8 protein-coding genes are annotated in these 11,586 nt (G+C 57.5%); all 8 read left to right on the top strand.

Annotated elements, in window-relative coordinates; translation table 11 throughout:
* Nucleotides 1-186 precede the first annotated feature (186 nt).
* On the top strand, nucleotides 187-2,022 hold the full coding sequence (locus ABJF10_RS24120; RefSeq protein ID WP_348547178.1) for a hypothetical protein: 1,836 nt from the start codon (nucleotides 187-189) through the stop codon (nucleotides 2,020-2,022).
* 176 nt (nucleotides 2,023-2,198) lie between these two features.
* Entirely contained in the window at nucleotides 2,199-2,825 is a 627-nt protein-coding gene (locus tag ABJF10_RS24115; protein ID WP_348547177.1) for a hypothetical protein, read from the top strand.
* A gap of 66 nt (nucleotides 2,826-2,891) precedes the next feature.
* The gene (locus ABJF10_RS24110; protein ID WP_348547176.1) at nucleotides 2,892-4,394 is read left to right on the top strand and encodes a hypothetical protein; all 1,503 of its coding nucleotides are present in this window, start codon (nucleotides 2,892-2,894) and stop codon (nucleotides 4,392-4,394) included.
* A gap of 23 nt (nucleotides 4,395-4,417) precedes the next feature.
* Nucleotides 4,418-4,783 carry a hypothetical protein gene (locus tag ABJF10_RS24105; RefSeq protein ID WP_348547175.1) on the top strand — a complete coding sequence of 122 codons (366 nt, stop codon included), beginning with the start codon at nucleotides 4,418-4,420 and terminating at the stop codon, nucleotides 4,781-4,783.
* Nucleotides 4,784-5,112: 329 nt separating this feature from the next.
* On the top strand, nucleotides 5,113-7,539 hold the full coding sequence (locus tag ABJF10_RS24100; RefSeq protein WP_348547174.1) for an alginate lyase family protein: 2,427 nt from the start codon (nucleotides 5,113-5,115) through the stop codon (nucleotides 7,537-7,539).
* A 218-nt stretch (nucleotides 7,540-7,757) separates the two neighbouring features.
* A complete protein-coding gene (locus ABJF10_RS24095) occupies nucleotides 7,758-8,327 on the top strand; it encodes a hypothetical protein (protein WP_348547173.1) in 570 nt (189 codons plus the stop codon).
* Nucleotides 8,328-8,426: 99 nt separating this feature from the next.
* Nucleotides 8,427-8,669, top strand: coding sequence for a hypothetical protein (locus ABJF10_RS24090; protein WP_348547172.1), 243 nt, complete (start codon nucleotides 8,427-8,429; stop codon nucleotides 8,667-8,669).
* A partial coding sequence (locus ABJF10_RS24085; protein ID WP_348547171.1) for a tetratricopeptide repeat protein occupies nucleotides 8,572-11,586 on the top strand: 3,015 nt, incomplete at its 3' end. The genes ABJF10_RS24090 and ABJF10_RS24085, both read left to right, overlap by 98 nt.

The following is an 11,586-nucleotide window of genomic DNA, read 5'->3' as shown; positions in this document are numbered from 1 at the left end:
CCCTGCAATAGCTTCCAAATAATTTTGAAATTTTCCCCTATAGGCGACTTAAATTGTTCTTTCTATTGAGAGTCTTGACGTGTGGTTATATACAGTTTCGGTCAGTGACATTGCAGCCGTTCATTTAATTTCTTTCTTTAACAGCACTTTCAGTAACCTACATAATTCATTTTTTCGTTGAGGGAAATGTCAGAAGGAGTATCGAGGGAGTTAACACCAGTAGAAGTCAGAAAATATGTGGTTTTGGGAAGCTTTCCTTTGGCATTTCAGAAGGACACCACCACCGTCCTATTTGCCGGAACGGCGCTCATCGGACACGGGCTTACAACCGCCGCTGGCAATAACCGGGTCTATTTCACTTATCGCCTTCAATACCAGGACCCAAACAACGCCAGCAACTGGATCACCTACGACACTAAGTATGGCCGAACGACGCACGGGCAATTCTCCTACCAGTCAAGGGGAAGTTTTTCGCCTTGTGTGATCAAAGGCCCGGATAGTTTTAGTCCATTTAGCTGGGCTGGGGCCATCGATCCACGCACGGCTCGCTTCGGGCTATTTTTGAGTGTCATAAATTATGGGCGATCAAAACTTTGGAAGTCCGCGCCTCCGCCTGATAACGGCGGAGCGAATGGGTGGGTTTATGATTCCGACGGCAGTGCCGCGATCCCCCAGGGGATTACCTACCCAATCCGGCCAGACTACTCCGCGGGCTTCTATTTTACCGATGTAGATAACGGCGATCTGCCCGGGAGAACCAGCGGAGCTGGTTTCTCTATGCTGGGTGGAATCTGGGCGCAGGATACCCCATACCCTTCCTTTTCCGCTGGGTGGACTCGTCCTTTGATTCATGTCGACGAGGGCCACGGGCCAGTCGATGTCTCTATCTTTACCGCGGGAATGTATGCCCAGAATAGTCCCAGCGTTCCCTTCTATGAGGGGCGCTATGCCGCGGACGCCCCGTTCAGCGACCCTGCCGAAGGCCCTGTCGGTCCCGCCTATTATGCTGACGCCGACGGGGTGGTTCGCCGTGCCGCCGGCGCTTACGTCCCGGTTGGCACTAATACCAGCAGCTCGTCGCCCGTGGGATTGCCGACGACGGCCATTCAAGGTTACCCCAATAAACCGGCGTCCCTGATAACCCCGGCAACCAAGGGGGCAGCGGGGAACCCTACGTCGTTGGCCCAGTCTCAAAGCCGTCCGCTGTTGCTTCATCGGCCGTTCCGCACTGTCGCGGAATTGGGCTATGTGTTTCGAGACCTGCCGTGGAAGAACCTTGATTTCTTCACGCCGGAGAGCGGCGACGCCGGGTTGCTCGATATCTTCTGCATTAACGAGACCAGCGACCCAAATGGGCTCGTCGCCGGGAAGGTGAATCTCAACACGCGTCAAGCCCCCGTTCTGGCGGCGATTGCGGCCGGGGCCTGCGTGGACGATCCGAAGGTCACCAATACCACGATCGGTTCGCTCTCGAGCACCGTGGCGAAAACGATTGCCACCAACCTTACCGCGCGCACCGCCGACACGACCGCCACTTATGGCCCTCTTCAGAACGTTTCGGAGCTCGTCGGCAAGTGGAATGCGGCGGCCGCCTGCGCGCCACCATCGGGAACTACTTATAAGCCGGTCGCAGCCGGTGCCAACTGCGGTATCGATCTGTCGCTGCCAAATTATAAGGACGGAAAACTGTCCTACACTGGATTTAGCGGCAATACGGTTACTACTTCAGGCAAGGATTTGAGCGCCGTGTTCGCGCCGGCTGGGGCCGGGTCACTTAATGAGAGCCTGGCCTACATCAAACGTCTTCGGGAGGCGCCGATTCGGGCGCTCGCCAATGTCGGTCAGACGCGGGTATGGAACTTGATGATCGATGTCGTGGCGCAGACCGGCCGCTACCCGCAGGCGGCAAACGCCTTGGACAAATTCTTAGTCGAGGGCGAACAGCGCTACTGGGTTCACGTGGCAATCGACCGCTACACCGGTGAGGTCTTGGACAAGCAAATCGAAGTCGTCAAAGAATGAAAACGTTTTCCACTTTTTGTCTGGTCTTAGTCGTCACAGTCACGTTGCACGCGCAGCAGGCGGCGCCGTCACCCACGCTTCCTCCACTGCCCCCCGGGCCCTTGCTCAAGCGCGCACCCGATTACTCGACTTGGACAGTCGCTTGCCAGGGACATCCCGTAAAGGGGGGGGGACCTGTGAAACCATCCACAACTGGTGAAGAAAAACCGAAGGAAAAAGAAGGTAAAGAGGCGGTCACGATTGCCTCCACCGTGGTCAAGACCGGCTCGACAATTCTGGAACTGAATGCGGATGGCGACGGCAAGCGAAAGGAAATCTGGCACATCGGAGGCCTGATGGTGATGAAGCAGCCTGATGCCGCAGAACCCACCGTCTGGCCCGATTCCGCGCAAGCTGACATTTACTCGGTCAACTTTGCTGCGGCCGACTTTGCCGGTCTCGACTGGATTTCAGCGACCACCTATACGGGGATGGCGAAGTATCAGGGAAGAGATTGCATTCAGTTTACGGGAGAAGTGAGCCCCTTGAATCCCAGGGCTCGCGAGGAGGAAGCTATCGCCATTGGTCAGGCAATCGCTTTTGGACAGCCCGTGCCACAGGAATCCAAAGTTGCTGCTGTCGCCTATATTGACCTCGAAACGCGACTTCCGCTGGTAGTCACTTTCGGGAGCGAAAAGCGTTTCTATCAATACGGCACGCCTCCCGCAACGGATCTTACTTTACCTCCGGAACTGGCAAATGCCGTTAAGGAACGCGAGAAGCAGTTGAAGAGGCTCTCGTCCCGCCCCACAAGAGCTTTCTAGGCACTGAGATGAAACTCCCCGGACTGGCTCTTCAGACCACCTGAACGGATTAACCCCATCAATACTATGGCGTGCATCACGGACAATATGCTCAAGGTCGGCTTGGCCGGACTATTTGCCTTCACCGTCTTAAACAATCCGATGCTTTGCGCGGCGGATAAGGCGGGACAGTCGGTCAAGCAGGCTGAGGATGGATCAATCAAGCTAGGCGCAGCAAATGTGAAAATTCAAGGCCCTAACGCCCAATTGGAGGGCGGTGAGGTCAAGGACATCATGTGGTGGACGAGTGTGGACACGACTCTTCGCTGGACGGCAAGCGTGCGGAAGCCCGGCCATTATCGCGTCGAGATGACGTATGCAATCATTGGCAATAATAACGGCAGTCCTTTGAGCATCATGATCGGGGATCAGATTGTCAAAGCGATACCGAAGGCAGGCAGTGGCTTTAACGATTACAAGACTGGCACGGCCGGTGAAGTCACGATCAGTGAGTCCGGCGATTTTCCGGTCATCGTGAAGCCTCTTTCGAAGTCCCGCGAGTTTGTCATCACGATCCGCAGCGTTAGCCTGGTCCCTGCCAACTCACCCACCGAGGCTATTGACATCGGAGGCGACGCAATCAAGCAGTCCGCCGATGGTTCCTTCAAGCTCACCGCGGGGGAGGCGGATATCGCTGGGATGAACGCCCAACTGGAGACAAAAGGCGAAAAGAATATCGGTTTCTGGCAGGATGTGGGCACCTCTCTAATCTGGTTGATTCATTGCGAGAAGCCGGGCGATTACCGCGTGGAGTTGAACTATTCTCTCATGGACAGTTACGAAGGCAGCAAGGTCGCCATCAGTGTCGGTGATCGGACGATCAAAGCGAAACCGCAACCCACGAAGGCGTGGACGGATTACCAGATCGGCAACGCCGGTGAAATCACGGTCAGCAAGCCCGGCGATATTCCAGTGGTCGTCAAAGCCATATCAAATCCGTTGGGATGGGTCATGAATCTCCGCTCGGTCACTCTGCTCCCGGCTGAGACGCCGACCAAAGCAATCGAGATCCGCGACAAGCCTATTGCGCAGGCAGCCGATGGCTCCCTGAAACTCACGGCTACTAACGCGGAAATCGACGGCCAGACCAGCAGACTGGAGGGCGGCGAGAATAAATTCATCGTCTGGCGGAACGGCCCGGAAGGATTCATCAAATGGCCTGTAAGCATCGACGAAGCCGGCACTTTCAGCATCGAGGCCACCTATTCGCTGGCAACCAGCACCTCCACGCGTCAAGTCCAGATAGACAAGGAAGGACCGGAGACGACCGTTACATTGCCGCCAACCGTTAGTGACAGCAGCAAGGTCAGCGTTGCGGTCGCCGGACAGACGGTCGCCAACATACTCAAAGCGAGCAGCGGCTGGGATGACTTTAAGACCGAGAAAGTCGGATCGATCACCATATCCAAAGGGGGCAGTTTTGAAGTCGTTTTCAGCTCACCCGAACCGCTGGGTACTCTCGTGATGCACCTTCAATCCGTCTCTCTGGTCCCCGTCGGGAAAGAGTCATCCGATTCTGACGGCGACTAGCATTAATCAACCGAATTCCTGCCGTGTATAAGTTGCCTGCTCTACTGCTATTCTTCATCCTCACCATTTCAACTTATGCGGCGCCACGGCCGATTCGCGTGCTCATTCTCGGGCATGAGGACTTGAGAGTCCACAACAGCAGTGCGGCCGCGGCGGTGCTGATGGAGAAACTCGGACGCGAGGCGATCTACTTCGATTACGCCACCACCCCCGACTGTCTGAATCACGAGACCCTCAGCAGCTACGATGCACTGATGCTTTTCGCAAACCACCCAAAGATTGCGCCAGAACAGTTCGCGGCCCCGAGTGAGTGCGTCGAGTCGGAATGCAACCGGTGTTCGGCCTTTCCGCCTCCGCAAACCTCCAAAGCGACAGAACGCAAAGCATGACCGTTATATCGAATTGCCCCTATTGCGGCCTGGATATCGAATTATCTGAAGAACACTCGGGAACGGATTTCGATTGCCCGTATTGTCAGCAGCCGCTGAAAGCGCCGGCGTTAGCAAGCATCCCACAACCCCGGCAGACCGCGCAATGCGTGGAGAAGCCTGCCAGAGACCCTCTCAAACAGCCGCGCTCTGTGCTACCGCGTTCGGGAGTGCCAAGGCGTCCGGGTCCAGGTGCTCGCGTCCCGATCCCATCTCAAAAGACAGGGGGCGGGGGCGGGCGATTGCTCCTTTTGCTCATCCTGCTCGGGGTTGCTGCATACTGCTTTCTCATGTCAAAAGACAATGAGACGCCGCAGCCGGTGCGAAAGAAAATAGTGGATCACGCCGAGTCGCGCTCGAATTTGACTTTAGTGCCTAAAATTGCAACCGATCCTCTCCCTGCCTCTACTCCAGTTCCGGTTGAGAATTCCGCAAGGATCTCCACGCCAGTGCCGGACCTCACCCCGACACCATCCGCTGTGGATCCGATGGCTTGGCTCTGCGATCACCGGGAGCGCGCGCCAAAGCAACTCCTTCTGAAAACACCCGTGATCTTCGCGGTCACCGAGTACCATCAAGAAAGCGGCAAAGTGGAGGTCCCTGCGGGGGCGAGTTCCCAGATAGTAGGCTTTACGCCAACGACAGTGGACCTGAGACTCGTCAATGCGACGGTCCGAATTCCGGTTGACGTCACCAACCTGCGCACGCTCGCGCAGGCGGCGATGGAAGGTCGAGACCCCGCCGCTGTGGCTCCCGTAGAGGCGCAAGCTGTTCACCCAAGCTCTCAAAACGCCGTCCTCCCCCGGCGGTTCACTCATCCCAGTGCTCCGCTCAATCTCGAGGATCTCAAAACGCTCAAGGCCAATTTGGATAAGGAACCATGGAAGAGTGGTTACGCTGCGCTCGCGGCGGATCCGCACTCGCGATTGGGAGGGCGAATTTCCGGACCTTTCGCGGAAGTGGGCCGGGCTCCCAATGTAAATCTCTGGCCATGGCGGAACGACATGACTTCCGTGTGGTGTCTCGCACGGATGTGGTATTTTACCGGGAACAAGGCGTACGCCCAAAAAGCGCATGATATCTTGATTGCCTGGGCCACCACCCATACGGTGTTTAGCGGTCGGGAGGCCACCCTTGATCTCGGCGATTACGCCTACAAGTTTGTTGGAGGGGCGGAAATTCTCCGTGGCACTTGGCCAGGCTGGACCGACGCCGATACGGCCACGGTTCAGAACTATTTCGCCAAGGTCCTTTTGCCCGCTACTAACAAGTTCGGCGAAAATATGTATGGGGCCGCCAACAAGGGCGCGCTTTCCATGGTTGCCGCCGCCCTGATGGAAATTTTCAATGACGATGCCGCCAAGCTGGAGACCACGTTATGGCAATATCGTGCGCTTCCCCACATCGGGATTCGTAATTCCAATCCTATTGGGCAACTTGGGGACTCTCTTCGCGACCAAGGCCACTTTCACGGCCAATTCCTCTCTCTTGCCATGTTGGCAGAGGCGCTCTGGAAGCAAGGGATCGATCTCTATGCGGAGCAGGACGATCGCCTGCTCTCCGTGGGCGAATATTTCGCGAGGATCAACTCGCAAGTCCCTACTCCATTTCTCCCCTTCGGCACCACAGATGCCTACTATACTGCCGATAACACCAACCGTGGTTGGGACCATGGCAGAATGGCCCTCAACCTAATCCACGGCGCCTACGTTGTCCGCAAAGGACTCCAAGCTCCGTATGTCGAAACGAGGCGCCAACAACTGCCTATTGATGGGGAAAGTTTCATGTTCGAGAAAGTGGCCGACCACTCCACTGCGCTGCCTCTTGCGGCCCTTTCCTTTCCCGGCACAGTTTCTGTCGCCCGGGGTATGCGTGATGTGGACATTGGACGCACGGGTTCCGCGGGGAGCAGCTCTTACTCCGGAGGGAACTGGAAGGTCAGAGGTTCGGGCGATCCACGCCGCCCCGACCAGAGTTGCCATTTTACCTACAAGGCGGTCACTGGAGATTGCGCGATTATCGCCAAGATCGAGTCGATCGAAGATAGTAGCGGGAACGCTAGATCGGGCGTCATGCTTCGCGCGAGCCTCGAACCGAACGCCTCGCGCGGTCTGATGGTAATCAACCAAAAAAGCCAGGCCGAACAGAACTTTCAGGGATTCAACATCTATGGCGGAGCAAATTACGGCACCAAGGCTCTTGGCATTAATCAGACCTCTTATTGGGTGAAGCTTGAACGGGCCGGCAGGATCCTCGCCGGCTACATTTCCCAGGACGGCACGAATTGGGCGGCGACCGATGTGGGTCAGTACAACGAGATGCCCGAGACCGTTTACATCGGTTTGGTGGTATGTTCGGGAAACAGCGGGACGCTGAACGCGACCACCTTTACCAACGTCCAGATCACCGGTAACGACGAGGAGGCTCCGCCTCCCATTCCGGCGGCTCCTGCTGCACTGCTGGCGTCGCCGGGTGAAAAATCTGTTCCTCTACGCTGGCAGCCTTCACTCTGGGCGAGGTGCTATTGGGTCAAGCGCGCCACGACCAGTGGCGGGCCATACAAAGCCATAGCCAAGGTGACCGGATCCTCCTATGTGGATACCTCTGTTACGGGCCCGGATAACTATTACTATGTTGTTACCGCCGTGAATTCCGCCGGCGAAAGCGCCAATTCGCCCGAAGACAACACCAAGCCGGAGGGCTGGCGGCTCCACTGAGCGGATGGAGCGGACGCAAATGAACGCAACAGAGTTGCCGCTTTTTGTCTCACACTCCGCAACCGTCAGACGACGACAAAGGATTGGCGGATCGGCGTAGTCAGTTTGTGCGACAAGACGCATTGGACGGGGCGATTTAGTGAATAGGCATGCTTACGTTGCCCTCCTCCGAATACAATGACGCCCACTCCAGTCCAGCCTGCCGTTCCTTCCACGGAGTGTGGCGGTTTCGCGTTGTTCGACAGGTCATCGCGGCTGGTCTTGTCGCTGTCTTCTGCGCCGCATTCGCGCTTGTCGCCGTGAGAGCGAATGAGACGCCAGATTCTTTTCCGGCGGCGAACGCTGATGGAGCGACCTATTATTTGACCGAGCGCATTTCCGTGACGCGGAGCGACGGTATCCAAAGTGTGATGACCGGCACCAAAGTGACTTTCGTCCGGACCGTAAAAGACGGTATGAAAGTGAAGTTGGCGGACGGAATGGAACTGGCTGTCGCCGCCCGCCAGGTCACGCAGGATTCCGCCGTGGCGCAAAGGCTTGCGGATCAGGAGCAGGCGCAAGCTGACACAGGCGCGGCCGAGGCTCGAGCCCGCGCCGAGGCTCGCGCTGCGGAAGAAACCGCGCGTCGTGAAAAGGAAATGGCCACCGCGATAGATTACGTGCGTCAAGCTCAAGGCGCGACTCCCATTGCACCCGCAACTCCGCGGCCATGGGGACTGACCGGCAGTGCGCTGGATGAAAAACCGAGGGTCGTCGCCACCATCCGTCGGCCCGCGAAAAAGAAGTAAACGTCAGCGGGGGCGGCTATCGGCAGAACGCCCCCGATTCGGGATTGTCACATATCCATGTGACTTTGCAGAAGGCGATGGCCGCACAAGATTTTACCTATGGAATTCCGCATGTCCCCCCAGTATTCGGCCGCATTTCTGCGGCACCGAGGCATCCACCTCGCAGAACTGCTTATGGCCGTGGCCATGATGGGCATCGTGCTGGCCGTTCTGGTGCTGGCATTTACATCGATTAAAACGGTGAATGATCTGGCGAACGCGGCCAATCGGATGGTGGGGACATTGGAACGGGCGCGAACGATTCAAAACATCATCGTGGGATGGCATGGAGCCGCCCAATGAAGGCGATCTATTGAACGGCACCTCCATGAGTTCTCCCCCACCCGCTCATTTAAGCAGCCCGATGCCAATTTGGACGGGTGCCCGAACGACCTGCTTGCTGGTGATTTGTTGTCTTTTGGTGGGCGCCTCCGCTGGCGCTGAAGCGCCGAGCGGGCTGGGACTGATGGGGTCGCCGACTCCGGAAATGGTAATGGCGACAGCATTCAACGAAGCCATGGCCGCTTTCCAGGCAGGGGATTATGCGACTACAGCGTCCAAACTGGAGAGCATCGTCTCGAAGGTGGGGGAGGGGGCGCAATTGGAATCCGTCTACTTCACCCTGGGCGCCGCCTATTTCAATCTCGCGGATTATCCGAAGGCCAGGGACACACTGAAGAAGTACCTGACGAAGTATCCGCAGGGAGCCCGCGTGATGGATGCGACCTTTTCCCTGGCGCAGGCGAGTTTGCAGACGAATGATTACCGCGAAGCAGCGGCTCAGTTCGCGAAGTTAGCCGGGGTGCCGCAATACCATGAGCAGGCGCTCTTTTATGGCGCGGTCGCCCTGAAAGAGGACAAGCGGATTGATGAGGCCATCAAATTGCTGGAGTCGCTGATCCAGCCGGAAATTTGGTCGTCCGTTGGCATTCGTGGGGCGACAGTGCTGGCCGGTCTGTACGGGGAGAAAAAGCAGACGGAAAAGACCGTCTCGGTCATCGGGCGAATCCTGCAAAGGAGTGACCTGGTGGAGAATCTGGCGCAGTTGAACGCGATGATCGTCGAGTTGGGCGATAATCACCTGGCGGCTGGCCGGCAGGCCCAGGCGGTAGCCGTCTATCGCCTGGTGCGGACGCGCGCGCAGATCATCCGATTTCAAGATGATCGAGTAACGACCCTGTCCAAACAATTTACCGACACCGTGGCGGCGATGCGGGCCAATCGCAACGAGGTGCCCCAGTATCTCAGCGCGCTGAGCCAACTGCGCACGGCCATCGAAGAAGCGAAGAAAATGGCCGAGGAAGCGAAGCAGCTTCCCGAGTTCATGCCCGGCGTCATTTTGCGGATGGGACGCGCTTATTATGACATGGGGCGGCCTTGGGAGTCGCTCGTTGCCTACCAGGAAATCCTCGCGCGTTACCCAGAGGCCAAAGAGCGCGAAACGGTAACGTATGCCACGATGGTGAATTTCGCGGAAGCCAACCGCCCCGAGGCGGCGCGCCAGATCGGGGAGCAATACCTGAAGGAGTTTCCGAAAGGTTCGAACGCCAACACCGTGGGCTATTTGATGGGCGCGACGGCGCTTCAGTCGAATGATCCCCAACGCGCGGAGACGTATTTTGGCCGGATGCTCAAGGAACAGCCGGACAGCAGCTTCAAGGCAGAGATGATCTTCCTGCTCGGCAACGCCAAGTTTGCCCAGGGCAAGTTTGAAGAGGCGATCGCCGAGTACCTTCATTATCAAAAGGAGTTCGCCAAGGGTGCGCATACCGAGGATGTGGTCTATCGCATCGCGGTGGGACTCGTCTTCGCGGGGAAGTACGAGAAGGCCATTCCGGAGTTGGAGAAATACCTGCACCAGTATCCCAAGGGTGCGTACGCCCCGGATGCGCGCTACCGCCTGGCCTTGTGCTCCTACGCGGCATCGCAGTATGACGACGTGATCGAGCGCTGCCGGAAGTGGGAAAAGGACTACGGGGCCGATCCACAACTCGGGGAGGTGCTGGCGCTGCTGGCCGATAGCCTGGCCGCAAAAGGTCAGACCGACGAGGCGGCCGAGCTCTACATTCGCTCCTACAAAGCGGCGACTACGGAGGAGGTCCTGAATTACTCGCTCTTCGAAGCGCAGAAGGCCCTGCAGAAAAAGGGCGATTGGGTGCGCATCGGAGCGATGTTCCAGGAGTTCGTCACCGAGCACCCGGAGCATCCCATCGTGCCGATGGCGATGTTCTGGATCGGCAAGGCGAAAGCGCGCGAAGGCAAAGTCGAGGAAGCGAAGCAATTTCTCGCCGATACGATCAAGAAGTACATTGATGACCCGAGCCGCGACGCCGTGGAGCAGATGCTCTCGCAACTGGCCCAGCTTTGCGCCCGCAAGAAAAGGCCGGCCGTCCCAACCGAAGCCCCGGCGGCGGTCGCGACTCCGGTTCCCGGTCCGGTGGCGGCGGTCATTGCCACGCCGGCTCCGCAGGAACCCGCAGTCGATCCCGGCGTGGAACTCGAAACCCTGCTTGGAGGGGGAGACAACGCTTCCCCGACAAAAAAGGCACGCCTCCTTTTCGTGAAAGGGGAGGTGTCACTATTGCGCCACAAGCCGGAGGAGCGGAAGCAGCAGATCGAAACGATCGTCCGAAATTTTCAGCCCTCAGAATTGAGCCCGATGCTGCTCGCGGAGGCGGGGGATCAAGTTCTCGCCGATGGCGATTTGGAAAAGGCGGCTTCGTTATTCCAATACCTCATGGAGCAGTATCCCAAGAGCCCGATGGTGGACTTCGCCTATGGTGGCCTGGGCGAGATCGCGTATCGCCGCAAGGAATATGAGAAAGCGCTGCGCTTGTTCAGCGACCCCATCGATGGAGGCAACGCCAATCAAAAGCTGAAGGACCTGACCGTTGGTCGCGGGAAGACGCTGCTGATTTTGAAGAAGCTCGATGAGGCGCAGAAGATTTTCGAGCAGGTTGCATCCGTCCGCGAATGGCGGGGTGAAGCCACGGCGCAGGCGGTTTATTCGTTGGGCGAGATCGAGTTTCAACGTGGCAACTGGGCGGCGGCCAATGCCTATTATCAGCGCGTCTTTGTCGCTTATCAAAAGTTCCTCCCGTGGGTGGCGAAGGCCTATCTGCAGAGCGGGCAATGCTTTCAAAAGCTCGGCCAAAAACCCCAGGCGGCAAAAACCTACCAGGAAATGCTGCGCAACGAGAAGTTGGCGAAGATGGAAGAA

It is taken from the genome of Chthoniobacter sp. (assembly GCF_040003245.1).
Lineage (GTDB): Bacteria > Verrucomicrobiota > Verrucomicrobiia > Chthoniobacterales > Chthoniobacteraceae > Chthoniobacter.
Note: the sequence above shows the minus strand (reverse complement) of the source record. Positions and strands in the feature narration are given on the sequence as shown.